Genomic DNA, 24073 nt, shown 5'->3' on the forward strand with positions numbered 1-24073 from the left:
GCGCCGGTCGTGCGCCGCCCGGACTCCGGTCGTGCGCTGGCCGTGCGCTGGCCGTGCGCTGGCCGTGCACCATGTCGCCGCGCCATGCTCGGGCACATGCCCGACGACCTGCCCGACGACCTTCCCGAGCCCGCGCCGAGCCCCGCCGCCCGCAGCCTGCGCGTCCGCGCCCACGTCCGCACGGCCACCGCGGGCGACGCCGCCGCGATCCGCACCGCCCTGTCGCTCGCGTTCCACGACAACCCGATGATGCGGTGGGCGCTGCCGGACGACGGCACGCGCCTGGAGGCGTGCGCGGCCTGGCTCGGCCCGTCGGTGGACCGGTACCTCGCGCTCGGCCTCGTGCACGTCGCCGAGCGGGACGGGCGCGTGGTGGGCGCGGCGGCGTGGCGGCTGCACGGCGTCGACGTCGGGGCGCACCCGGTCGCGTCGTCCCTCCCGACTCCTGCGGGAGCCCTGGCGCTGATCCTCGGCGCGGACCGGGCCGCGGCGGTCCTCACGGCGCTGGGCGGCGCGTCGACGGCGTCGGCGCCCACGGAGCCCGCCGACTACCTCAACTACCTCGTCGTGGTCCCGGGCGAGCAGGGGCACGGGATCGGCCGCGACCTCGTCCTCGCGGGCATCGGCGCGGCCGACGCGCGGGCGCGCGACACGTGGCTGTGCACCACCGACCCGCGCAACCACGCGTTCTACGCGCGTCTGGGCTACGTCGAGCTCGGCAGGCACGAGCTGGGGCCCGGGGGGCCTGGGCTCGTCGCGCTCGCGCGGCGTCGTCAGTCGGCGGCGGGGGCGGGGCCTGGCTCGGCGAACCAGACCACCGTCTCGCCGTAGGCCCGGCGGTCGAACCGCACGATCCCGTCGGGCCACCGGGGCTCGGGCCCCCGGGTCGACCGCTCGACGGCCACCACGGCGCCATCGTCGAGCGCGCCCGGCACGGCGAGCCCGGCGAGCACCGTGGCGAGGTCGTCGTCCGCGAGGTCGTACGGCGGGTCCACGAGGACGAGGCCCCACGGCGCGACGACCCCGCGCTGCACGAAGCGCTCGGCCGCCTCCGCCGAGACGGTGACCACGTCCTCCAGGCCGAGCGTCGTGACGTTGCGCCGGCACACGCCGGCCGCGTCGCGGCCCGACTCGACGAGCGTCACGTGCGCGGCTCCTCGGCTCGCCGCCTCCAGGCCCAGCGCCCCCGAGCCCGCGTACAGGTCGAGCACCCGCACGCCGTCGACCACGTCGAGGTGCTCCAGGCGCGAGAACAGGGCCTCCCGGACCCGCTCGCTCGTCGGCCGCGTGCCCCGCCGCGGCACCTCGAGCGTGCGTCCGCCGGCCGTGCCCGCCACGATGCGCGTCATCGGCGTGCGCCGGTCGAGCCGGACGCGCCCTGCTGGTCGGCCTGGTCCATGAGCCGCTCGAGGAACGACCCGGTGCGGACCGACGACGCGACCGCGACCGCGATCACCGACAGCGCGACCTGCACGAACAGCAGCGGCGTGCTGACCGTCCGCAGCAGGATCGCGATCCAGACGGGCAGCAGCCCGAGCACCACGACGTCCGGCCCGCGCGCGAGCACGCTGCCCACGCCCGTCGGGAGCGCCCCGAACGGCGTCGACACGAGCGCGCCGCCCCAGTCCGGTGCCGGCCGGTACGACGAGCGCACGGCGCCGGCCGCCCAGACCGGTGTGGACGCCAGCCCGAGCGCGAGCCACCCGGGGACGTCTCCCGCCCAGCGGCCGATCGCGGCGAACGCGACGACCGACCAGAGCAGCATCGCGACGGCCGGGACGACCATGCGCAGCCGCCGGACCTCCTTCGCCTCGAGCGGCAGCAGACGGTCCAGCACGGGCGCCATCTCGGCCCGGCGCGCACCCTCGCCCGTCGCGCTCATCGCGACGTAGCCCGAGACGAGCACCGCGAGCAGCACTCCCGCGGGGCTGGCGAGCGGCGGGACGGTGCTCGCGAGGACCGGGACCAGCGCGGCGACGACGAGCTGCACCATGTGCCGGGCAGAGCGGCGCAGCACCACCAGGTCGGCCGTGACCAGGGCCGACGCCGGGCCGCGGGCGGTACGCAGCCGCGAGACCCACCGGCGGGCGGACGGTGCCGCGCCGTCGGTCAGCGCACGTCCGAGCTCGCGCGAGTCCATCGACACGACGGCGCCGACGGCCTGGGACGCGACGGAGCCGCTCTCCCGCAGCGACCGCTCGGGCATCCGGCCGAGGCGGCGGTCGACGAGCAGCACGAGCCCCACGACGACCACGACCAGGCCGACGACGAGCGCCCACGGAGGTCCGGGCAGGGCGTCGAGGTCCCAGCCGAGCGCCGCGAGCACGACCGCGGAGACGGGCGCGGCGGCGAGGAGCAGGTCGCCGACCAGGGCGGTCGTGCGGCGCGGCACGCCCGCCGACTGCAGCACGCCCGCGACGAGCACGATCGCGGCTGCGCCGAAGGCGGACGCCAGACCCACCCGCAGGAGGCGGTCCCCGGTGTCGCTCAGGAGTCCCGCGTCGAGCAGCGTGACCACGACCGCCCCGACGAGCGCCGCCACGACGGGCAGCCGGCGTGCGGCGGGGCGCAGCAGCCCACGGCGGTCGACGGGCAGGCTCAGCCACCAGGCCGCCTCGGCGCCCCCGGCCCCGACGGGACCGAGCCGTCCGGCCAGGGACAGCAGCACCCCGGCAAGCGCGACGAGGATCACCACGACCAGCGCCGCGAGGCTCAGGCCCTGGGGCGGCGCGACGTCCGGCGCGGGCGGCAGCGACACCCGCATGGCCTGCGCGAAGCCGAGCGCGATGCCGATGCCGATCGCCAGCGAGATCACCGCGTAGTAGACGTCCGACATCAGCGAGCCGAGGCTCGCCCCGCCGCGCGCGTTGCCGGCCTGGGCGGTGAACTTCCGGATCGAGCGCGCGGGCGGGATCGTCCCGACGTCGAACGGCTGGACGGCCGGCTCCTGCGCCACCGGGACGTCGCCCTGGCCGTCGGTCACGGGTTCTCCCTGCTGATCACCTGGGCCGCGTCGGCGGCCGACATGACGCGCGAGGCGTCGTCGGCGACGACCACCGCCCGGTCGGCGACGGCGCGCAGCAGGTCCGCGTCGTGGGTCGCGAGCAGCACGGAACCGCCGGAGCGCTTCTCCTCGACGAGACGGGCGGCGAGCCGGTCGCGCATGGCCTTGTCGAGCCGCTGCTCGGGCTCGTCGAGCACCAGCAGCGAACGCGGCCGGACGAAGCCCGCGGCGAGCAGCAGGCGGCGACGCTGGCCCGAGGAGAGCGAGACCGGCAGCGACCGTGCGTGGTCGGTGAGCCCGAACTCGGCGAGCAGCTCGGCGACGACGTCGTCGGCCCCGCGGACACCGTGGCCGCGCGCCGTCAGGTACAGGTGCTCGGAGACGGTGAGCGCCGGGAAGTACGCGTCGTCGTCCAGCACGCTCGCCACCTGCCGCCGGAACCCGACGTCCCGCTCGTCGACGTCACCGCCGAGCACCTGCAGCGACCCCGACTGGGGCTCCAGCAGGCCGATCACGGCGCGCAGCACCGTGGACTTGCCCGAGCCGTTCGCGCCGACGAGCGCGACGGCCCTGCCGGGGGCCAGGGTGAACGACACGGGAGCGCACACGGGTGCCCCGCCGTAGCCGACGAGCAGGTCCTGGGCGCGCACGACGGGCTTCGACACGTCCGTCAGGGTAGCCGCGCCCGATGTGCCGCACGCACCGGACGCGACCGGCCGCCGCAGGCCCCGTCACGCGCGGTCGAGGAACTCCTCCCGGTCGCCCGTGAGCATCGCGTCGATGGCCGCCCGCAACGGCGGCCAGCCCGCGAGCTCCGGGTCGTCCTCGACCAGCGCCCGTGCGTCCTGCCGGGCCCGTTCGATGACCTCCCCGTCCCGCGTCACGCGCAGCAGCCGCAGCGACGACGACCCGCCCCACTGCGAGGCCCCGAGCACGTCGCCCTCGCCGCGCTGCTCCAGGTCGAACGTCGCGAGCTCGAACCCGTCGGACGTGCGGGCGAGCATCTCCACGCGCGCCGCGGCCGGGGTGCCCTCGGGTGCCGACGACACCAGCAGGCACACCCCCGGGGCCGCTCCACGTCCGATGCGTCCGCGCAGCTGGTGGAGCTGGGACACGCCGAACCGGTCGGCGTCGAGCACGACCATCACGGTCGCCTCGGGGACGTCGACGCCGACCTCGACGACGGTCGTGGACACCAGCACCGGCACGTCGCCGCGCGAGAACTCCGCCAGGGCCCGGTCCTTGTCCTCGGGGGCCATCCGGCCGTGCAGGATGCCGACCTCGACCCCCGCGAGCGCCGGGAGCTCACGCAGCCGGTCCGCCACCTCGAGCACGGCCCGCAGCGGCGGCCTGGCGGGCCCGGCCTGGTCGTCGTCGAGCAGGTCGACGTCGTCGTCGACCGCCGCCGGCTCGTCACCGTCGATGCGCGCGCACACGACGTACGCGCGCCCGCCGCGGTCCACCTCCTCGCGGACCCGCTTCCACGTGCGGTCGAGCCACCCGGGGCGGTCGGCGGGGACGACGTGCGTCGTGACGCCGCTGCGTCCCGCGGGCACCTCCCGCAGGACGGAGGTCTCCAGGTCCCCGAACACGGTCATCGCGACGGTGCGTGGGATCGGGGTCGCGGTCATGACGAGCAGGTGCGGGGACGTCGCCGCCTTGGCGCGCAGGGTGTCGCGCTGCTCGACGCCGAACTTGTGCTGCTCGTCGACGACCACGAGCCCGAGGTCGGCGAACTGCACCGTCGCGGACAGCAGCGCGTGCGTGCCGACGACGATGCCGGCGGCGCCGCCCGCGGCGTCGAGCAGGGCAGCCTTCCGGGCCGCGGCAGGCTGCGACCCCGTGAGCAGCGCCACCCGCGTGCCGATCTCGGACCCGCCGAGCATGCCGCCCTCCGCGAGGTCGCCGAGCAGCGCGCGCAGCGAGCGGGCGTGCTGGGCGGCGAGGACCTCCGTCGGGGCGAGCAGGGCGGCCTGCCCACCACCGTCGACGACCTGGAGCATCGCGCGCAGCGCCACGACCGTCTTGCCGGAGCCGACCTCGCCCTGCAGCAGCCGCTGCATCGGCACCGCTCCCGCGAGCTCGGCGGCCACCTGCTCGCCGACCTCGCGCTGGCCGGCGGTGAGCGCGAACGGCAGGCGGGCGTCGAACGCGTCGAGGAGCCCGCCGGCGACGCGCGGACGGGCCGTGGCCGGCTCGGCGGCGGCCCGGGCCCGGCGGCGGGCCAGCTCGGCCTGCAGCACGAACGCCTCCTCGAACCGCAGGCGCGCACGACCTCGCCGCCAGTCGGCCTCGGTGTGCGGCTCGTGCACGTCCTGCAGCGCCTGGCGGCGCGAGCCGAGGCGTCGGGCCTCGCGGACCGCCGGGGGGAGCGGGTCGTCGACGTCGCCCTCGGTGAGGGGACCGAGCGCCGTCCGGACAGCCCGGCCGATCTTCGCGGTGTCCAGGCCCGCGACCGAGCGGTACACCGGTCGCGGCCACTCGGCCCGCTCGACGGCCTGCCGCTCCCCCTCGGTGTCGTCGTCGAACATCTCGTACGTCGGGTGGGCGAGCTGCGGCCGGCCGCCGAACTCGCCGATCTGGCCGGAGAACAGGCCCCGCCGGCCCGGGCGCAGGAGGTTCTCGTGGTGCCGGGTCGCCCCGAAGAAGATGAGCTGGAGCGTGCGCGTGCCGTCGGTGATCTGGACCTCGAGCCGGGCCTGGTGGGTCGTGCGCGCCCGTCGCACCACGGCCTGGCGCACCTCGGCGACGATCGCGACGTCCTCGCCCACGGCGAGACCCGCGATGTCCGTCAGGGTGCTGGCGTCCGCGTACCGCCACGGGTAGTGCCGCAGGAGGTCGCCGACCGTCCGGATGCCGAGGGACGCGAACGGCTTGCCCGACCGCGGCACGAGGGTCGTCACCGCCTCGTCGAGGTAGCCGCGGGCGGGCTCGACGCCGTCGGCGTAGCGGACACCCGGCCCCGAGGAGCGCGCGGCCATCAGTCGATCCCCACGACGAACCGGGGCCCGCTTCCGGTGGGGCCGACGAGCACCGGCTCGACGCCGTCGGTCCGCGCTCCCAGCAGCTCCGCGAGCCGGTCCGCCGTGCCGGGCTCGACGTCGTCCCGGTGCAGCACGGTCAGGCTCAGGTCGCCAGGGGTGCCGACCGCTCCGAGCAGCGCGTCGACACCGGCCACCAGGTCACCGTCGACGGCGGCGGCACGGACCCGCCCGAGGGCCAGCACGGCCGCGTGCGTCGCGGACGACGACACCGCCCCGGCGAACGCGAGCGTGGCGACGACGGTCCGCAGCTCGTCGGCGGCGTCGAGGACCTCGACCACGGGGCCGCGCTCGGTCGCGAGGAGCTCGGCGAGCACGTCGCCCTCGACCGCCCCGCCGGGCAGCACGGCGACGCTCCTGGCGCCGGTGTCCGCCACGGCGCGGACCAGGTGCGCCGTCGAGACGGGCGCCTCGGGGCACCGCACCACGGTGACTGCTCCGGCGGTGGCGTACCAGGCGGCGAGCGCGGGCGAGGACGTGCACGCGACGAGCCCCCAGCGCCCGGGGTCCTCCTCCGACGCCGAGGCCGCGTGCGGGGAGTCGACGAGCCGCACCACGGCCTGCTCCCGCGGCCCGAGCGCCGCCTCGGCGACGGCCCGCTCGGGGTCGTCCGTGTGCACGTGCACGTGCCACCACCCGTCCGCGCCGACGACCGCGACGGAGTCGCCGAGCGCGTGCATCCGCGAGCGCAGCTCGGCACCGAGGTCGCCGCCGGCCCCCTCCGGCTCGTGCACCAGGAGCATCACCTCGAAGGCGCCGGTCGGCTCCGGCACCCCGTCGAGGGTCGCCGGGCGGCTGGGGAGCCAGTCCGGCGCGCCTGCCGCCGGTGCCTCGCCGCGGACGGCCGCGACGAGCGCGTCCAGGACGACGAGCAGCGCGCAGGCACCCGCGTCGAGGACGTGCGCCCGGCGCAGGACCGGGTGCTCCGCGCTGATCCGCGCGAGCGCACGGTGCGCGTCGGCGACGGCCGCCGTGAGCAGGACGGTCGTGGACGCGCCGTCGGCCGCGGCGCGGGCGGCGCGCGTGCCGACGGCGTCCGCGAGCGTGAGGACCGTGCCCTCCTGCGGGTCGGCGACCGCCCCCCGGGCCTCCCGGGCGGCGGCCGCGAGCGCCTCGGCGACCTGCGTGGGCCCCGGTGCCTCCGGCAGCGACGCCGCGAACCCCGCGAGGTACTGGCTCACGATGACCCCGGAGTTGCCGCGGGCCGCCAGCATGGCCCCGTGCGCGAACGCACGTGCGGCCGCGGCGGTGGAGGCGTCGACCGGGAGGGCGGCCAGGGCGGTCACGCCGCCGTCGACCGTGAGCAGCACGTTGGTCCCCGTGTCGCCGTCCGCCACCGGGAACACGTTCACGGCGTCGATGTGCGGGCGTGCGAGGTCGAGCGACGCCCGGGCACCGAGCGCCCACGCGCGCACGACCGCCGCGTCGAGCTCCTCCACCGCACCTCCGTCGTCACACCGAGGCTCCCGCCTCTGCGGATACCCTGCCCGATGTCTCCGACACCCACCTACCCCGCGTCCGCACCGCACCCGGTCGGCGGTGGTGCTCGCAGGCTCGCCGGATGCGCCCATTTGGGGGGCCGTCGGGGCATGGGCTAGTCTTGACCGGTTGCCCGGAGGTCTTCGGGCACAGGTGGCGCACGACGGAGCCGGAAACGGCACGGTCAGCGCCCCACCCCCGACTTCGCCGCGACCCGCGGCGTGCCCGCACAGCATCGGGACCGACCCGTCGGCCCCGGCCGAACCGCAAGAACACAGGAGAAGACCGTGGCTGCCAACTGCGACGTCTGCGCCAAGGGCCCGAGCTTCGGGCACAGCATCTCGCACTCGCACGTGCGCACCAAGCGCCGCTGGAACCCGAACATCCAGCGCGTGCGCGCCGTGGTGGCGGGGACCCCCAAGCGTCTCAACGTGTGCACCTCGTGCCTCAAGGCCGGCAAGGTCCAGCGCGCCGTCTGACGCACGTCGAAGCGTTTCCCGAAGGCCCGTGAGGTATTCGCCTCACGGGCCTTCGCGCTGCCCGGGCCATGTGGCAGGGTGACGTCATGATCGAGCAGCTCGACGACGTCACGATCCGGCCGGCCGCCGAGGCCGACGCCGCGGGGATCGCCGGGGTGCACGTCCGGTCGTGGCGTGAGGCCTACGCCGGCATCGTCCCCGACAGCTACCTGGCCTCCCTCGACCCGCAGGCACGGACCGCCGACTGGACGCGGTTCCTGCGCTCCGGGCCCGCCGACAACGTGAGCACGTGGGTCGCCCAGGCCGGGCCCCAGATCGTCGGCTTCGTGAGCCTCGGGCCGAGCCGCGACGAGGACGCCGCGCGCGGCGACCGTGAGATCTACTCCATCTACCTCGACCCCGGCATCTGGGGGCACGGGGTGGCCCGCGACCTGATGCGCACGGTCATCGGCGAGACCGGCGAACGCACCCGCCTGTCCCTGTGGGTCCTCGCGGCGAACGAACGGGCCCGGCACTTCTACCGTCGCCACGGCTTCCAGGCCGACGGTGTCGAGCGGTACGAGGAGCTCGGCGGCACGGACCTGCTCGAGGTGCGGTACCGCAGAGGCTGACCCCGACCGCATGGGCTGACGCCCCCGGGGGGCCGGCGCTGCCGGTCAGCCGGTCAGCCGCCGAAGTGGTCCCACCCCGGCGCGACGGTCGGCATCTGACCCGCCACCAGCACGCCGGTCCCGGCCCGGACCGTGCCGACCCGCCGGAACGGCGCCGGCAGGACGGTCCCCGCCGGGAACGTCGCCAGCAGCCCGTGGTCCTCCCCACCGCCCAGCACCCACGCCACCGGGTCCACCCCCACGGCCGCGGCGGCCGGTGCGAGCCCGGCGAGGTCTGCCGCGAAGGCGTCCCCGGGCTCGTCGAGGTCGACCTGGACACCGCTGGCGCGCGCCATCCGGCCCGCGTCACGCAGCAGACCGTCCGAGATGTCGAGCATCGCGGTGGCACCCGCGTCCGCGGCCGCGGGCCCGGCGTCGAGCGGCGACGTGGGCCGCAGGTGGGCCGACACCGCGTCGGCCCCGGCGTCGGCCCGGTCGGCGTCGAGGAGCGCGAGGCCCGCGGCGGACCAGCCGCACCGGCCGGCGTGCGCGACCACGTCCCCCGGCCGGGCCCCCGAGCGCAGCACGGGTGCGCGACCTTCGAGGTCACCGTGCGCCGCGACCGCCACCACGACGACCGGGCCGCCGGACAGGTCTCCCCCGACGACCCCGACGCCGAGCGGCCCGCACACGGCGCCGAGCCCCCGCGCGAGGCCCTCGACCCACGCGACGGGCAGGTCGCCCGGGACAGCGAGCGCCACGACGAGGCTCGTCGGGCGCGCACCCATCGCCGCCACGTCGGCGAGGTTCTGCACCGCCGCCCGCCACCCGACGTCCTGGCCCGAGGACCAGGCGCGACGGAAGTGCCGGTCCTCGACGAGGACGTCGGTCGTGACGACCACCCGGCCGTCCGGGGCCGCGACGACCGCCGCGTCGTCGCCCGGCGGCACGAGCGTGCCGGCACCCACGGGCAGGTGCGGGAAGATCCGCGCGAGGAGCTGCTCCTCGGAGAGGTCGGACACGCGCAGGTCGTCGTTCACGCCGCCACCGTAGACGCCGCGGCGCCGCCGGGCCGTGCACGGTGGCCCGTCTCACGTCCGTGCGGCGTCGTGCGTGGCCGGGAGGCACGGTCGGCCGCGTTACGGTGACCTGTGCCCGCGACCAGCCCCCGCCCGACCCGCGCGCGGAGCCGCGTGCTGCTCGGCGTGGTGGCGTCCGCGGCCCTGCTCGCCGGGTGCACGAGCGCCGTCCCGGTGCCGGTCGCGCCGCACGCCACGGACCCGGTGTGCGCGAGCGTCGTGCTCGCCACCCCCGACTCCCTCGGTGACGGCCTGACCCGGCGGGACACCACGAGCCAGGCCACGACTGCGTGGGGCGACCCGGCGCACCCGGTCGTGCTGCGGTGCGGCGTCGAGCTGCTGGGCCCGACGACGGAGCACTGCGTCACGGTCGCGACGCCCGGCGGGGCGACGGTCGACTGGGTGGCCGTGGCCAGCGACCCGGAGCACGAGGACACCAGCGCCTGGACGTTCACGACGTACGGCCGTGAGCCGGCCGTGGAGGTCCAGGTGCCCGCCGAGGTCGCCCAGGAGCGGTCGACGGCGTTCATGGACGCGCTCGGCCCGGCCGTGGACCGCACGACGAAGACGCGGGCCTGCCTCTGACCCCGGTCGGTCAGCGGTCGCTCAGCGGTCGCTCAGCGCAGGCCGGTGGGCCGTGCGAGCGCCAGCGCGATGAGCTCGTCGACCAGCTCCGCGTACGTCACGCCGCTCGCCTGCCACATCCGCGGGTACATCGAGAACGGCGTGAAGCCGGGCATCGTGTTGATCTCGTTCACCACGACGCGCCCCTCGGGCGTGACGAACACGTCGACGCGGGCGATCCCCTCGCACCCGACGGCCTCGAAGCTGCGGACCGCGACCTCCTGCACCTCCGCGACGACGTCGGGCGGCAGGTCCGCCGGGCAGGCGAGCGTGACACCGCCCTCGTCCAGGTACTTCGCCTCGAAGTCGTAGAAGGCGTGCCGCGGGTCGGTCACGACGATCTCGCCGGGCAGCGACGCCCGGGGACGTTCGCCGGCGTGGCCGCCGAGCACCCCGCACTCGATCTCGCGGCCGGTGATCGCCGCCTCGACGACGACCTTGGGGTCGTGCGCGCGCGCGACCTCGACCGCCGCCGCGAGGTCGGCGAGGTCGTCGACCCGCGAGATGCCGAGGCTCGAGCCCGCCCGGGCCGGCTTGACGAACAGCGGCAGGCCGAGCGCCTTGATCCGTGCGACCACGGCCTCGGGGTCACGCTCGAGCTCGCCCGGGCGGATCACCTCGAACGGGCCGACGGGCAGCCCGTGACCGGCGAGCACGAGCTTCATCATGTGCTTGTCCATGCCGACCGCCGACGCGAGCACCCCGGCTCCGACGTACCGGACGTCCGCGAGCTCCAGGAGCCCCTGCAGCGTGCCGTCTTCACCGAACGGGCCGTGCAGCAGCGGGAACACGACGTCGACCTCGCCGACCGTCCGGGGCAGCAGGCCACGCTCCAGCACCTGAACGTCGCGGTCGTCGGTCGCCTGCGGGAGCAGCACGTGCGCGGCGGTGTCCTCGACCTGCGGGAGCCGTCCGTCGACGATCGCCCACCGGTCGGGGTCGTCGTCGGCGAGCACCCAGCGCCCCGACGGCGTGATGCCGACGGCGAGGACGTCGTACCGCTCGCGGTCGATGGCCCGGAGCACGCCGCCGGCGGTCGCACAGCTGATGGAGTGCTCGCCCGACCGTCCGCCGAAGAGCACCATGACCCTCGGCCGGGCGGACCGGGGGGCGGCGGGGGCGGGCTGCTGGGGGTCGGGCGCGTCGTTCATCGCGGACGACCCTACCGGGCGCGGGCAGCGGCCACGGCGTCCTGGACCGCCGTCCCGGCCGTTCCTGCGGCGCCACGGCCCGACGAGCCTCGACACCGTCCTCGCCCGCTCGGCGCGTAACCTGCACGCATGCCCGAGCGTCGCCCCCTGTCCCCCGCCACGTCCGTCGTCGCCGCAGGCCGCCCGGAGCGTCGGCAGGGCACCCCCGTCAACCCCGCCATCGTGCTGTCGTCGACGTACGTGTCGCAGGGCAAGGTGCCCACGGGCGAGCACTTCTACGCCCGCGCCGGCACCGAGACGTGGCACCCGCTCGAGCAGACGCTGGGCGTCCTCGAGGGCTCCGCCCACCCGGCGCTGCTGTTCGCGTCCGGCATGGCCGCCATCGCCGCGGCGATGTCGCTCGTGCCGCCGGGCGGCCGCATCGTCGTCCCCCGGCACGCCTACAACGTGACGATCGCGTACGCCCGCGACCTCGGCGAGCGCTCCGGGGTCGAGCTGACGCTCGTGGACATCGCCGACACCGACGAGGTCGTCGCCGCGGTGCGCGGGACCGACCGGCCCGCGTCGATGCTCTGGGTCGAGACGCCAACGAACCCGATGCTCGAGGTCGCCGACCTGCCCGTGCTCGTCGAGGAGGCGCACGCCGTCGGCGCCCTCGTGGCGGCCGACAACACGTTCGCGACCCCGCTCGGGCAGCGACCGCTGTCGTTCGGCACCGACGTCGTCGTGCACTCCGTCACGAAGTACCTGGCCGGCCACTCGGACGTCATCCTCGGCGCGGCCCTCTCCGACGACCCCGGGCTGCACGAGCGCCTGGCGTCCTACCGGACGATGCACGGCGCCGTCGCCGGCCCCACGGAGGCCTGGCTCGCGCTGCGCGGCGTCCGGACCCTCGCGCTGCGCGTCGAGCGGTCGCAGTCCAACGCCGCCGAGCTCGCACGGCGCCTCGCCGAGCACCCGGCCGTCGCCGAGGTCCGGCACCCGAGCCTGCCGACCGACCCCGGGCACGAGCGGGCGGCGCGCCTCATGGACGGCTTCGGGTCGATCATCGGACTGCGCCCGCACGGCGGGGTCGCGGCGGCCGATGCCGTCGTCGCCGCGCTGGAGCTGTGGGTGCCTGCCACGAGCCTCGGGGGCGTCGAGTCGAGCCTGGAGCGGCGGCGGCGGTTCCCGCTCGAGTCGGCGACCGTGCCCGAGGACCTGCTGCGGCTGTCCGTCGGCGTCGAGGACGTCGAGGACCTGTGGGCGGACCTCGACCAGGCGCTGCGATCCGTCAGCGGCGTCTGACGGCCCGGCGGCGGTCGGCTCCGGCGGGCCCGACCTGGCGGGGTCGGCTCAGGCGCCCTCGGCCTTGTGCGGGCGGGCGAGCAGCAGCGGGGCGAGCTGGTCGACGGGCAGCCCCTCGTGCAGCACCCGCACGACGGCGTGCGTGATCGGCATCTCGACACCGAGGGACGTCGCGAGCTCCAGCACGGACCGGCACGACTTCACGCCCTCGGCCGTCCCGCCGGTGGCGGCGATCGCCTCGTCGAGCGACATGCCCCGGCCGATGTGGCCGCCGAGCGTGTGGTTGCGCGAGTCCGGCGACGCGCACGTCGCCATCAGGTCGCCCATGCCCGCCAGCCCCGGGAACGTGTCGGCGTCGGCGCCGAGCGCGAGCCCGAGCCGCGTGATCTCCACGAGGCCGCGCGTGATGACGGTGGCCATCGTGTTGTACCCGAGCCCGCGCCCCTGCGAGATCCCCACCGCGAGGGCGATGACGTTCTTCACGGCGCCGCACAGCTCGACCCCGACGACGTCGCGGTTCGTGTACGGGCGGAAGTACGACGAGGCGCACGCACGGGCCACGAGCTGGGCGGTGGCGTCGCTCGTCGAGGCGATGACCGTGGCGGTGGGCTGCCGGCGGGCGATCTCGCGCGCCAGGTTCGGCCCGGAGACGACCGCGACACGGTCCTGCGGGATCGCGAGCGCCTCGGCGACGACCTCGCTCATCCGCCGGTCCGTCGACAGCTCGACGCCCTTCATCAGCGACACGGCCACCGTGCTCGGACCGATCGCGTCGCGCAACGGCTCCAGCGTCCGCCGTGCCACCTGGGACGGGACCGCGACCGCCACGATGTCCGCCCCGGCGAGCGCCGCCCTGACGTCCGTGGTCGCGGTGACGCCCGCGGGCAGCTCGACGCCCGGCAGGTAGCCCTCGTTGCGGTGGTCCTCGGTGATCTGGCGGCAGGTCTTCTCGTCGCGGCCCCACACCGTCACCGTGCAGCCCGCGTCCGCCATCACCGCGGCGAACGTGGTGCCCCAGCTCCCGGCGCCCAGCACGGCGGCCCGAAGGGTGTGGCGGGACGCGTCCTCGGGCGGCATGACGTCCGCCGTCACTGCTCCGGCCTCGTCGCGTGGTCGCCGCCCGCCTGCTTCTCGCCGGCGGCCCGCGCCTTGCGCATGTCGTACCGGACGGTCGGGGCCTTCTCGCCCCGCACGTCCTCGAGGAGTGCCGTGATGGCGTCCATGACGCGGTCCGTCGCCTCCCGGAGCGTCGCCGTGTCCTGCGGCCGGTCGTACAGGTCGTCGAGCACCACGGGCGGGCCCGCGACCACCGTCACCTTCTTGCGCGGGAACGGCTTGAGGAGCTTCTTGTAGCGGCCCAGGAGGTTCTGCGGGCCCCACTGCGCGACCGGGACCACCGGGGCGCGCGTCGCGAGCGCCAGCCGGGCCACCCCGGTCTTCGCCGTCATCGGCCACAGGTCCGGGTCACGCGTGAGCGTGCCCTCCGGGAACACCGCGACGCACTCCCCTGCCGCGACGGCCGCGACCGCGGCGTCGAGGGACTCGCCGGCGGCGGCCGTGTTGCGGTGCACCGGGATCTGGCCCGTCGCGTGGAGCACGCCTCGCATCACGGGGACCTCGAACAGCGAGGCCTTCGCCAGGATCTTCGGGGCGAAGCCGTTGTCCCACAGGTAGTGCGCGAAGGTCAGCGGGTCGATGTTCGTCATGTGGTTGCTCGCGGCGATGAACCCACGGTCGGTGGGCATGTTCTCCGCACCGCTCCACTCGCGACGGGTCATCGCCCGCAGCGGCGGGCGGACGATGTGGGCGACCACGCGGTACGCGCGGTTGGAACGAGCCGGTGGTTGCACGGGAGCCGATGCTACCGGGCTCAGTCGCGGCTGAACTCGGCGCCGAGCGCCTCGAGCTTGCCGGTGAACCGCTCGTACCCCCGGTCGATGAGGCTGATGCCCCGCACGGCCGAGGTGCCCTTCGCCGTCAGCGCGGCGATGAGGTGGCTGAACCCGCCGCGCAGGTCCGGCACCTCGATGTCGGCGGCGGACAGCGGCGTCGGGCCGCTGATGACGGCCGAGTGGTAGAAGTTGCGCTGCCCGAACCGGCACGGCCGGCCGCCGAGGCACTCCTTGTACACCTGGATCGTCGCGCCCATGCCGACGAGCGCGTCGACGAACCCGAACCGGTTCTCGTACACCGTCTCGTGCACGATCGACAGGCCCTTGGCCTGCGTCAGGGCGACGACGAGCGGCTGCTGCCAGTCCGTCATGAACCCGGGGTGGACGTCCGTCTCGAGCTGGATCGACCGCAGGTCGCCGCCCGGGTGGAAGAACCGGATGCCGGCGTCGTCCACGGCGAACTCGCCGCCGACCTTGCGGAACGTGTTGAGGAACGTCGTCATCTCGGGCTGCGTCGCGCCCCGCACGTACACGTCACCGCCCGTGGCGAGCGCCGCCGCGGCCCACGACGCCGCCTCGATGCGGTCGGCGAGCGCGGTGTGCTGGAACCCGACGAGCCGGTCGACGCCCTCGATGCGGATCACGCGGTCGGTGTCGACCGAGATGATCGCGCCCATCTTCTGCAGGACGTTGATCAGATCCATGATCTCGGGCTCGATCGCGGCACCGGCGAGCTCGGTGATGCCCTCGGCCCGCACGGCCGTGAGCAGCAGCTGCTCGGTCGCGCCGACGCTGGGGTACGGCAGCGCGATCTTCGTGCCCTGCAGCCTGCGCGGGGCACGGATGTGGATGCCGTTGTCGTGCTTCTCCACGACCGCGCCGAACTGCCGCAGGATGTCGAGGTGGTAGTTGATGGGCCGGTCGCCGATGCGGCAGCCGCCCAGGTCGGGGATGAACGCCTCGCCCAGCCGGTGCAGCAGCGGCCCGCAGAACAGGATCGGGATGCGGCTCGACCCGGCGTGCGCGTCGATGTCCGCGACGTGCGCCGACTCGACGTCGGTCGGGTCCAGGTGCAGCACGCCCGCGTCCGCGTCGGCGTCCACGCGCACGCCGTGCAGCTCCAGCAGACCGGTCACCACGGCGACGTCGCGGATCTGCGGGACGTTGCGCAGGACGCTCGGGGTCTCGCCCAGGAGGGCGGCCACCATGGCCTTGGAGACGAAGTTCTTGGCTCCGCGCACGGTGATCTCGCCCGACAGGGGGTTGCCACCGTTGACGTACAGCAGGTCGCTCATGAACTCATCGTCTCCCACGCGCAGGGGTGCTCCTGACCGCACCGCGTCCGGCGCGCCGTCCCCGGCGCGAAACCTTCACAAGTCCGGACGTTCCGTCGGCTCCTACTTCTTGTGGCCGTGCTTGCCCTTGGGGGCCTTCCGACCGGACGACTTCCCGGCCGTGGCCTTCGCCTTCGCGGGCTTCGGCTTGGCCTTGGCCTTCGCCACGTCCTTCTTCCTGCCCGCCGGGGCCACCGACGTCGACTTCTTGCCCTTCGAGCCCTTCTTCGGCTCGTCCACGCGGGGCGCGGGCGCCGGCGAGGCGGCCACGACCGTCGGCACGACCTCGGAGGCCTTGGGTGCGCTCTTGGACTTCGGCGCGGCCTTGGGTGCGGCCTTCGTCGCGGGTGCACCCTTCGCCGTCCGTCCGGCCGGTGCCGTCGGGACGCCGTTGCCACCGGTGGCCGGGACGCCGGTGCCACCGGCGACGGCCGCGCGCAGGGAGGTCCCCGGACGGAACCGCGCGACGGTGGTCTCCGGCACGTCGACGACGGCCCCGGTGCGCGGGTTGCGCGCGCTGCGCGCGCCACGCGTCGCCGGCTCGAACGTGCCGAACCCGACGAGCGTCACACGTTCGCCGGCGACGAGCGCCGCGGTGATCTCCTCCAGCACGGCGTCGACGGCGGCCGCCGCCTGCACCCGCTCGGCGCCGCGTGCGACGACCCGATCGACGATCTGCGTCTTGCCGACCATGCTGACCCCTCTCGCTGGCACCCGCGACACGTTCCGCGCCTCACCGTAGTCACCCGGACGGGCGAGCGGGCGGAATCGGCGGGGTCGCGCCGCGGCACGACCCCGCCGTCGCCGCTCAGCGAGAGGTCTGGATCTCGACGTGCACCGGGCGCGCGGCCTGGATCTCGACCGGCGGGAGGTGCTTGGCCGGCAGCGTGCGCGGACGCCACGGCTCGCGCGTCTCCTCGAACTGCGAGATCTCGTCGGCGTGCTGCAGCGTCAGGCCGATGTCGTCGAGCCCCTCGAGCAGGCGCCAGCGCGTGTAGTCGTCGACCTGGAACGGCACGACCACGTCGTCGCACGTGATCGTGCGCGCCTCGAGGTCGACCGTGACCTCGGTGCCCGGCCGGGTCTCGAGGATCTTCCAGATGAGCTCGATGTCCTCCTGCGACGCCTGCGCGGCGAGCAGCCCCTGCTTGCCGGAGTTGCCGCGGAAGATGTCCGCGAACCGCGCCGAGATGACGACCTTGAACCCGTAGTCCTTGAGCGCCCACACGGCGTGCTCGCGCGACGAGCCGGTGCCGAAGTCGGGGCCGGCCACGAGGACGGAGCCCGCCGAGTACGCCTCCTGGTTGAGGACGAACGTCGGGTCACCGCGCCAGGCGGCGAACAGCGCGTCCTCGAACCCGGTGCGCGTCACGCGCTTGAGGTAGACGGCCGGGATGATCTGGTCCGTGTCGACGTTGCTGCGCCGCAGCGGGACGCCGACGCCGGTGTGCTGGGTGAACTTCTCCATCAGTCTTCTCGCTTCCTTGGTCAGACCGTCTGGAGGTCGGTGAGCGGGCTGCCGTCGGGGGCGACGACGTCGGGGCCCAGGTCGGCGACCGACGAGAGCGTGCCGCGGATGGCCGTCGCGGCCGCGACGAGCGGCGAGACGAGGTGCGTGCGTCCGCCCTTGCCCTGCCGGCCCTCGAAGTTGCGGTTCGACGTCGAGGCGGACCGCTCCCCCGGCGCGAGCTGGTCGGGGTTCATGCCCAGACACATCGAGCAGCCGGCGTTGCGCCACTCGGCACCGAAGTCGAGGAAGATCTTGTCGAGCCCCTCGGCCTCGGCCTGCAGGCGGACCCGCGCGGACGCGGGCACCACGAGCACGCGCACCTCGTCGGCCTTGTGCTTGCCCTGGACGAGCTTGGCGACCGAGCGCAGGTCCTCGATGCGGCCGTTGGTGCACGAGCCGATGAAGACCGTGTCGACCTTGATCTCGCGCAGCGGCTGGCCGGGCGTGAGGCCCATGTACTCGATGGCGCGCTCGGCGGCGACGCGCTCGTTCGCGTCGGCGATCTCCTCGGGCACCGGGACGGACCCGGACAGCGGCAGGCCCTGGCCCGGGTTGGTGCCCCACGTGACGAACGGCTCGAGGTCCGACGCCTCGAGGACGACCTCGACGTCGAACTGCGCGTCGTCGTCGGAGCGCAGCGTCTTCCAGTACTCGACGGCGGCGTCCCAGTCGGCACCCTCGGGCGCGTGCGGGCGGCCCTTCAGGTAGTCGAACGTGGTCTGGTCCGGCGCGATCATGCCGGCGCGCGCGCCCGCCTCGATCGACATGTTGCAGACCGTCATGCGGGCTTCCATGGACAGCGCCCGGATGGCCTCGCCGCGGTACTCGAGCACGTAGCCCTGGCCGCCCCCGGTGCCGATCTTGGCGATGATCGCCAGGATGATGTCCTTGCTGGTCGCACCCGAGGGCAGCTCGCCGTCCACGGTGATCGCCATCGTCTTGAACGGCGCGAGCGGCAGCGTCTGGGTGGCGAGCACGTGCTCGACCTCGCTGGTGCCGATGCCGAACGCGAGCGCACCGAACGCGCCGTGGGTCGACGTGTGCGAGTCGCCGCAGACGACCGTCAGGCCCGGCTGGGTCAGGCCGAGCTGCGGGCCGACCTGGTGGACGATGCCCTGGTCGGCGTCGCCGAGCGAGTGGATCCGGACGCCGAACTCCGCGGCGTTGCGGCGCAGCGTCTCGATCTGGGTGCGGCTCGTCGTGTCGGCGATCGGCCGGTCGATGTCGAGCGTGGGGGTGTTGTGGTCCTCGGTCGCGAGCGTGAGGTCCGGGCGGCGCACGGGGCGGCCCGCGAGCCGCAGACCCTCGAACGCCTGCGGGCTCGTCACCTCGTGGACGAGGTGGAGATCGATGTAGAGAAGGTCCGGCACACCGTCCGTGCCACGGCGCACGACATGTGCGTCCCAGACCTTCTCCGCCAACGTGCCGGCCATGTTCTCGGTCCTGTTCTCCTAGTCCGGGAGGGGGTAGTTCCCGGGTTCGTAGGCCGACCTGCTTGCATCTCAGCCTTCGAGACGCCAATATCGACCTATGGACAACTCTAGCGGAGTCGGCGTCCTGGACAAGGCCGCGTCGGTTCTCAGTGCGCTCGAGGCCGGTCCGGCCACGCTTGCGCAGCTCGTCACCGCCACCCATCTTGCTCGCCCGACAGCCCATCGGCTGGCGGTCGCGCTCGAGCACCACCGTCTCGTCGCCCGCGACATGCAGGGCCGGTTCGTGCTCGGGCCCCGCCTGTCGGAGCTCGCGACCGCCGCCGGCGAGGACCGTCTCCTCGCCGCCGCCGGGCCCGTGCTCGCGGCGCTGCGCGACCACACCGGCGAGAGCGCCCAGCTCTACCGCCGCCAGGGTGACCTGCGCATCTGTGTGGCCGCGGCGGAGCGGCCGATCGGTCTGCGCGACTCCATCCCGGTGGGCGCGACCCTGACCATGCAGGCCGGCTCCGCCGCGCAGATCCTGCTCGCCTGGGAGGAGCCCGACCGGCTCCACCGCGGCCTGCAGGGCGCCAAGTTCACGGCGACGATCCTGTCCGGCGTCCGTCGCCGGGGCTGGGCGCAGTCCGTGTCGGAGCGCGAGGTCGGCGTCGCGTCCGTGTCCGCGCCCGTGCGTGGGCCGTCGGGACGCGTCGTCGCCGCCGTCTCGGTCTCCGGACCGCTCGAGCGCCTCTCGCGGCAGCCCGGCCGCCTGCACGCGTCCGCCGTCGTGTCCGCCGCGAACCGGCTCACCGAGGTCCTGCGCCGCACCGCGGACTGATCTCGTCCCGCGCCGCGGTCGCCTGCCGGTCCAGTCGGCGGCGACCGCGGCGGCGGCGGGCCGTCGTCTCGCCGTGGGCGCCGGTCGACACGCTTCACCCGTCCGGCCTACGGGCCGGCCTCCGCGCCGGCCCGTGGTTCACCCGGGGCATGGGGCCCGGAACCGGCGCGGCACCGGGCACATCGGCACGGGCCGCGCGGGCGGCATGGAACGCACTGGCCGCACGACATGCACGGAGGAACGACGAAGGCCCGGTCACCGTGGTGACCGGGCCTTCTTCTGTACCCCCGACCGGATTCGAACCGGCGCTACCGCCGTGAGAGGGCGGCGTGCTAGGCCGCTACACAACGGGGGCCTATCAGCCGCGAGACCCGTAGGCCTCGCTTACCGAGTGAACACTTTACCCGATGCTCCGAGGGACTCGGACCGCGGGTCAGCGGTGCTCGCGCTGGGGTACCAGGACTCGAACCTAGACTAACTGAACCAGAATCAGTCGTGCTGCCAATTACACCATACCCCATGGGGGTATGACCTCCGGTGCTCGTCGGACGCCTCACGAGGCCATCCGCCGCCCACCCGGACGTCGTACCGGCGGTGAACACTACCCGAGCGTGACGGCAGCGGTCCAACTGGGAGCGCCCACGGCCGCCATTCGTGACGAACACCACCCGCTCCCGCACGTCCCCGAGCAGCCGGGCACCCGTGCGGCGCTCACGTCAGCGCGGGATCCGGCCGAGCTCCGACGCGTCGTACCAGAGCAGGTCACGCTCGTCGAGAGCGTCCAGGGCCGCCTCGTCGCCGTCCGCGGCACGGCGCACGTCCTCCCGAGCCGCGGGCTCGTCGACGTGCACGCACGCCACGTCGTCGCGGCCGAGATCGTCGAGCAGGTCCACCGCACTCGGGACCACGTCCTCGTCCACGACCGTGACCACCGCGCGCTCGGGCACGTCCACCGAGACGACGACCCGCAGTCGCGGTGCGTCCGGGCGGTCCGCGAGCAGCACCAGCGAGTCGTCCGCCGCCGCCAGCTGCGCGAGGAACTCCAGGCCCTCGTCGTCCTCGTCGGGTATCGCCGCACGCAAGGCGGGTGTCACGGCGTGCGCACGACGGGCAGCCAGCGTGAACGTCGCGGACCCGAGCTCGTCGAGCGTGGCGGGGAGGTAGATGCGCACGGTCCCCAGTCTGCCCGGTCGAGCACGCCCGCGACGTCGGGACCCCGCCGGACGCGCCGCGCAGCCGGTCGGAGCCGCACCGTGGCGGCCGTCGTCATCCTGCCGGCGCACCCACCGGTGCCAGCGCATGCTCGACACGCGCCGCCACGACGGCCAGTGCACGCCGCGCCGGCGACCCGGGGACCGCCTCACGCAGCGTCCGCGCCTCCAGCAGGGCCGCGTCCAGCGCTGGGCGGTCCTCGGCCACCAGGCACGCGTCCGTCACCCCCGCGTACCGGGCGAGCGCCTGCGCGACGGCCTCCGCGGGGCGCGGTCCCGCGACCGACGCACGGACCCGGTTGACGACCACGAGCCGCGACGTGCCGAGCCCCAGGTCGGTGAGCTCCCCCAGGCCGCGGACGAGCCGCTGGATCCCGACGGGATCGCCCGTCCCGACCACCACGACCAGGTCCGCCGCCTCCAGGGCGCTGAGGGTCGCGGCGTTCCGCCGGGGCGCGCGGGTGTCGTAGCTGAGGACCTCGTCCTGCTCCAGGCAGAAGCCGCAGTCGACGACCGTCCACCGGGCGAGCGACCGGGCCACCGACCACACGGGCTCGAGCGACGACGACGGCAGCTCCGGCCAGCGGTCGGCACGCGAGATGCCCGACAGGACGCGCAGCCCGGGTGCGATCGACGGCGAGAGCCGGGCCAGGGTCGTCAGGTCGAGCGTGCCCTGACCGGCGGCGCGGGCGGCCGCCGCGAGCCCGGGAGCCTCGTCGAGCATCCCCACCACCTGGGCGACGCAGCCGCCGTACGTGTCGGCGTCCACAAGGAGCGTCGGCGCCCCCGCCGCGAGCTCCGTCGCCACGTTCACCGCGACGGTCGTCCGGCCCGGCGCTCCCGTGGGACCCCACACGGCGACGACCGAGCCCCGCTCCGGCAAGGGCACGGGGGCGGCGGCCGGGCCTGCAGCCTGCAGCACCGGCAGCTCACGGGTGCGGTCGTCGACGGCCGCGTCCAGGACCCGCAGGGCGTCGCGGACGACCCCCGACGCACCCACCTCGTCACCCGGCGCATCGACGACGAGGTCCGCGCCGAACGACGTCAGCCGCTCGGCGAGCCACGGCCTGGCCGGGTCCGCCACGCCCACGACCCGCACGCCGGCACGGTGCAGCAGCTCGACCGACTCGCGGTCGAGCTCGTCGAGGTCCACGGAGACGACCGCCAGCGTGCCGAGACCGGCCTCCGCCGCCGCAAGGAGCTCGGTGAGGTCGGCGCAGCGTCGCGTGACGCTCAGCCGCCCTCCCGAGCCTTCCATCGCCTGGACCAGGATCGACTCCGCGACGCCCTGGACGGCGCACAGCACCCCGACGGCCACGTCAGCCGCCCGACCCGGGCAGCGGGACGACGTCGACGGTACCGTCCGCGGACAGCGCCGCGAGCACCCCGGGCAGCGCGTCCGTCGGGACCAGGACCTGCACCGTCGCGGCACCGGTCGCGGCGAAGCCTCCGTCGGGACGCGTGACCTCGGCGACCGTGAGCCCTGTCGCGAGCGGGTGCGGTCGTGCGCTGTCGGCCGCCTCGGCGTCGGCGGCGTCCACCGCTGCGTCGTCCACCGGCTCGTCGCCCGCCCCGGCGGAGTCCGACGGCGTGAACCACAGGTCGACGAGCGCCCCCACCGTCACCGCCTTCGCCGGGGGCCGCACGAGACCGATCGCGACCGGCCTGACGTCGACGTCCGCCGCGTCACCGATCGCCGCCCGCGGGACGAGCTCCCCCGCGCCGACCGTCCGCAGGGCGGTGCCGTCGGTGGGCAGGGGCTCCTCGGCGGACAGGTAGCGCCCGACGTCGACCGAGCCCAGCCGCACGTCGACGACCGCGAGCGCACCGGCCTCGACCCGCTGGCCCGCCACGATCGCGTCGCGGGCCACGTACACCGGTACCGTCCGCTGCGCCGTCCGTACCGCCCAGGAACCCAGCACCACCGACGCGGCCACCATGGCGACGCCCGCGAGCAGGCGCGGGTCTCGCCAGCCGGGTCGGCGCAGCCGGGGCGCGACCGGCGCCGGCAGGTCGAGCACGCTGGTGTTCATCTGGTCCCCCGTCGTCCCGAGCACCGCCGCAGAGTCCCGCGACGTGCGCCATCCTGCCCGGACGAACCGGGGCGCTGCGGAAGCATTGTGGACAACCCGGGCACCGCGCCATCGCGTGCCACACTGCGGGCATGGCCTCGAGGTTCCTCACGCTCGCCGACGTCACCGAGATCCTCAACATCTCGGCACCGCAGGCGTACGCGCTCGTGCGCTCGGGCGAGCTGCCCGCGATCCAGATCGGCGGCCGCGGCATCTGGCGCGTCGAGTCGGCCGAGCTGGAGAACTACATCCAGCGGATGTACGAGCAGACCCGGGAGCGCGCGGCGTCGCAGACGGACGCACGGGACCACGCGTCCTGAGGCGCGTCGCATGATCCGGCGCGATGCGGCGCGGGTCAGCCTGAGCGGACGGCGGCGAGCGTCGCGAACGGCATCGTCCACAGCCGCCCGGCGTGCTCCTGCGTCGCGCCGACCTCCAGGTGGTCCGACCAGACGCGCTCGATCCGGCCGACGACCTCGGCCCCCCGCGCGCTGACGCGCACCGTCACCCGGTCCCGCGCGAGCGCCCGGAGCGCGTGACCGAGCCCGAGCCTGCGCTCCGCGGCGCCCACCGGTGGTGCCCCGTGCGCGACGAGGCCGCTCACGGCAGCGACCGCGCCGACCGGCACCAGCACCTGCTGGACAGGCGAGGGAGCGACCAGCAGCCACTCGGTTGCGCTGTCGACGAGCTCGCCCTCGATGCCCTCGCCCGTCTGCACGAGCAGCCGGACCCGGGATCCGCGTGAGGCCCGGACGCGATCGGCGAGCCCGACCGTCGCTCGCTCGGCCCGCGTGAGCTCGGCGACCTGGACGTGCCGCTCCGCGGCGCGAGCCGCGTCGAGCTGGGCCTCCATGTCCGCGAACACCGCCTCCCACCGCACCCCGACACCGTAGGGGCTGGCAGGGCCGGAGGCGGAGGCGTCCACAGACGCCCCGTGGGGCGCCGGCGCGTGCCGGGTCTCCCTCCACGGCTGGGACGGGGTGGACATCGAACCGGACATTCCGGTACACCTAGCAACGCCAAGTTTCATCAAACTGCATCAAACGACACAGGGGGCCATCGAAATGCGC

At 75.1% G+C, this 24073-nt stretch carries 24 protein-coding genes and 2 tRNA genes; 7 read left to right on the forward strand and 19 right to left on the reverse strand.

What is annotated here, in order from left to right:
• Positions 1-96 precede the first annotated feature (96 nt).
• Positions 97-831: a GNAT family N-acetyltransferase gene (locus Cch01nite_RS04240; protein WP_203748975.1), complete on the forward strand. Its 735-nt coding sequence runs from the start codon at positions 97-99 to the stop codon at positions 829-831.
• Here the strand turns inward: Cch01nite_RS04240 and rsmD are convergent.
• The 5 genes from rsmD to Cch01nite_RS04265 all read right to left on the reverse strand — a co-directional run bounded on the left by rsmD (position 774) and on the right by Cch01nite_RS04265 (position 7484).
• Complete coding sequence (rsmD, locus tag Cch01nite_RS04245) at positions 774-1349, reverse strand: 16S rRNA (guanine(966)-N(2))-methyltransferase RsmD (protein ID WP_203748978.1); 576 nt, start codon at positions 1347-1349, stop codon at positions 774-776. The genes Cch01nite_RS04240 and rsmD overlap by 58 nt on opposite strands.
• The gene (locus Cch01nite_RS04250; protein WP_239069853.1) at positions 1346-2983 is read right to left on the reverse strand and encodes a DUF6297 family protein; all 1638 of its coding nucleotides are present in this window, start codon (positions 2981-2983) and stop codon (positions 1346-1348) included. The genes rsmD and Cch01nite_RS04250 overlap by 4 nt, the downstream gene beginning before the upstream one ends.
• Complete coding sequence (locus Cch01nite_RS04255) at positions 2980-3669, reverse strand: ABC transporter ATP-binding protein (protein ID WP_203748981.1); 690 nt, start codon at positions 3667-3669, stop codon at positions 2980-2982. The genes Cch01nite_RS04250 and Cch01nite_RS04255 overlap by 4 nt, the downstream gene beginning before the upstream one ends.
• 66 nt (positions 3670-3735) lie before the next feature.
• The gene (locus tag Cch01nite_RS04260; RefSeq protein WP_203748984.1) at positions 3736-5985 is read right to left on the reverse strand and encodes an ATP-dependent DNA helicase RecG; all 2250 of its coding nucleotides are present in this window, start codon (positions 5983-5985) and stop codon (positions 3736-3738) included.
• The gene (locus tag Cch01nite_RS04265; protein WP_203748987.1) at positions 5985-7484 is read right to left on the reverse strand and encodes a DAK2 domain-containing protein; all 1500 of its coding nucleotides are present in this window, start codon (positions 7482-7484) and stop codon (positions 5985-5987) included. Before Cch01nite_RS04265 ends, Cch01nite_RS04260 begins: the two co-directional genes overlap by 1 nt.
• A gap of 327 nt (positions 7485-7811) precedes the next feature.
• Between Cch01nite_RS04265 and rpmB the strand changes: the two genes are divergently transcribed.
• Together rpmB and Cch01nite_RS04275 are read left to right on the forward strand one after the other, a co-directional pair.
• Positions 7812-8003 carry a 50S ribosomal protein L28 gene (gene rpmB / locus Cch01nite_RS04270; RefSeq protein ID WP_029289091.1) on the forward strand — a complete coding sequence of 64 codons (192 nt, stop codon included), beginning with the start codon at positions 7812-7814 and terminating at the stop codon, positions 8001-8003.
• A gap of 86 nt (positions 8004-8089) precedes the next feature.
• On the forward strand, positions 8090-8614 hold the full coding sequence (locus Cch01nite_RS04275) for a GNAT family N-acetyltransferase (RefSeq protein WP_203748989.1): 525 nt from the start codon (positions 8090-8092) through the stop codon (positions 8612-8614).
• Positions 8615-8667: 53 nt separating this feature from the next.
• Here Cch01nite_RS04275 and Cch01nite_RS04280 read toward each other — a convergent pair whose 3' ends face one another.
• Positions 8668-9633 carry a thiamine-phosphate kinase gene (locus tag Cch01nite_RS04280; RefSeq protein ID WP_239069855.1) on the reverse strand — a complete coding sequence of 322 codons (966 nt, stop codon included), beginning with the start codon at positions 9631-9633 and terminating at the stop codon, positions 8668-8670.
• Positions 9634-9744: 111 nt separating this feature from the next.
• Here Cch01nite_RS04280 and Cch01nite_RS04285 point away from each other — a divergent pair, with 111 nt between their 5' ends.
• Positions 9745-10257 (forward strand): DUF3515 domain-containing protein, encoded by a 513-nt coding sequence (locus Cch01nite_RS04285; protein WP_239069857.1) that lies wholly within the window; start codon positions 9745-9747, stop codon positions 10255-10257.
• A gap of 32 nt (positions 10258-10289) precedes the next feature.
• Here the strand turns inward: Cch01nite_RS04285 and Cch01nite_RS04290 are convergent, their stop codons facing one another.
• Positions 10290-11447: a D-alanine--D-alanine ligase family protein gene (locus Cch01nite_RS04290; protein ID WP_203748991.1), complete on the reverse strand. Its 1158-nt coding sequence runs from the start codon at positions 11445-11447 to the stop codon at positions 10290-10292.
• 129 nt (positions 11448-11576) lie between these two features.
• Between Cch01nite_RS04290 and Cch01nite_RS04295 the strand changes: the two genes are divergently transcribed.
• Entirely contained in the window at positions 11577-12734 is a 1158-nt protein-coding gene (locus Cch01nite_RS04295) for a trans-sulfuration enzyme family protein (protein ID WP_203748993.1), read from the forward strand.
• Positions 12735-12782: 48 nt separating this feature from the next.
• Here the strand turns inward: Cch01nite_RS04295 and Cch01nite_RS04300 are convergent, their stop codons facing one another.
• From Cch01nite_RS04300 to leuC, 6 genes are all read right to left on the reverse strand, one after another.
• Entirely contained in the window at positions 12783-13811 is a 1029-nt protein-coding gene (locus Cch01nite_RS04300; RefSeq protein WP_203749213.1) for an NAD(P)H-dependent glycerol-3-phosphate dehydrogenase, read from the reverse strand.
• 11 nt (positions 13812-13822) lie between these two features.
• Entirely contained in the window at positions 13823-14584 is a 762-nt protein-coding gene (locus tag Cch01nite_RS04305) for a lysophospholipid acyltransferase family protein (protein WP_203748994.1), read from the reverse strand.
• A gap of 20 nt (positions 14585-14604) precedes the next feature.
• Positions 14605-15921 (reverse strand): UDP-N-acetylglucosamine 1-carboxyvinyltransferase, encoded by a 1317-nt coding sequence (gene murA / locus Cch01nite_RS04310; RefSeq protein ID WP_203748995.1) that lies wholly within the window; start codon positions 15919-15921, stop codon positions 14605-14607.
• A 102-nt stretch (positions 15922-16023) separates the two neighbouring features.
• Positions 16024-16653, reverse strand: a complete 630-nt coding sequence (locus tag Cch01nite_RS04315; protein ID WP_203748996.1) for an HU family DNA-binding protein — start codon at positions 16651-16653, stop codon at positions 16024-16026.
• Positions 16654-16768: 115 nt separating this feature from the next.
• Positions 16769-17428, reverse strand: a complete 660-nt coding sequence (leuD, locus tag Cch01nite_RS04320) for a 3-isopropylmalate dehydratase small subunit (RefSeq protein ID WP_203748998.1) — start codon at positions 17426-17428, stop codon at positions 16769-16771.
• 20 nt (positions 17429-17448) lie between these two features.
• Positions 17449-18903, reverse strand: coding sequence for a 3-isopropylmalate dehydratase large subunit (gene leuC / locus Cch01nite_RS04325; RefSeq protein WP_203749000.1), 1455 nt, complete (start codon positions 18901-18903; stop codon positions 17449-17451).
• 97 nt (positions 18904-19000) lie between these two features.
• Between leuC and Cch01nite_RS04330 the strand changes: the two genes are divergently transcribed.
• Positions 19001-19720: an IclR family transcriptional regulator gene (locus tag Cch01nite_RS04330; RefSeq protein WP_203749002.1), complete on the forward strand. Its 720-nt coding sequence runs from the start codon at positions 19001-19003 to the stop codon at positions 19718-19720.
• A gap of 282 nt (positions 19721-20002) precedes the next feature.
• On the opposite strand, the gene Cch01nite_RS04335 is transcribed toward Cch01nite_RS04330, so the two are convergent.
• The 5 genes from Cch01nite_RS04335 to Cch01nite_RS04355 all read right to left on the reverse strand — a co-directional run bounded on the left by Cch01nite_RS04335 (position 20003) and on the right by Cch01nite_RS04355 (position 22988).
• Positions 20003-20075: transfer RNA gene (locus tag Cch01nite_RS04335), tRNA-Glu, on the reverse strand.
• Between the two features lie 93 nt (positions 20076-20168).
• Positions 20169-20240: transfer RNA gene (locus Cch01nite_RS04340), tRNA-Gln, on the reverse strand.
• Positions 20241-20436: 196 nt separating this feature from the next.
• On the reverse strand, positions 20437-20892 hold the full coding sequence (locus Cch01nite_RS04345) for a DUF6912 family protein (RefSeq protein ID WP_203749004.1): 456 nt from the start codon (positions 20890-20892) through the stop codon (positions 20437-20439).
• Between the two features lie 94 nt (positions 20893-20986).
• Positions 20987-22249, reverse strand: a complete 1263-nt coding sequence (locus Cch01nite_RS04350) for a CpaE/TadZ family protein (RefSeq protein WP_203749006.1) — start codon at positions 22247-22249, stop codon at positions 20987-20989.
• Position 22250: 1 nt separating this feature from the next.
• Positions 22251-22988, reverse strand: coding sequence for a hypothetical protein (locus Cch01nite_RS04355; protein ID WP_308439197.1), 738 nt, complete (start codon positions 22986-22988; stop codon positions 22251-22253).
• Between the two features lie 107 nt (positions 22989-23095).
• Here Cch01nite_RS04355 and Cch01nite_RS04360 point away from each other — a divergent pair, with 107 nt between their 5' ends.
• Positions 23096-23323, forward strand: coding sequence for a helix-turn-helix domain-containing protein (locus tag Cch01nite_RS04360; RefSeq protein ID WP_203749008.1), 228 nt, complete (start codon positions 23096-23098; stop codon positions 23321-23323).
• Between the two features lie 35 nt (positions 23324-23358).
• Here Cch01nite_RS04360 and Cch01nite_RS04365 read toward each other — a convergent pair whose 3' ends face one another.
• Positions 23359-23883: a hypothetical protein gene (locus Cch01nite_RS04365; protein WP_203749010.1), complete on the reverse strand. Its 525-nt coding sequence runs from the start codon at positions 23881-23883 to the stop codon at positions 23359-23361.
• Positions 23884-24073: the final 190 nt, after the last annotated feature.

The organism is Cellulomonas chitinilytica, assembly GCF_016862675.1.
In the GTDB taxonomy this organism is placed as follows: Bacteria; Actinomycetota; Actinomycetes; order Actinomycetales; family Cellulomonadaceae; genus Cellulomonas; species Cellulomonas chitinilytica.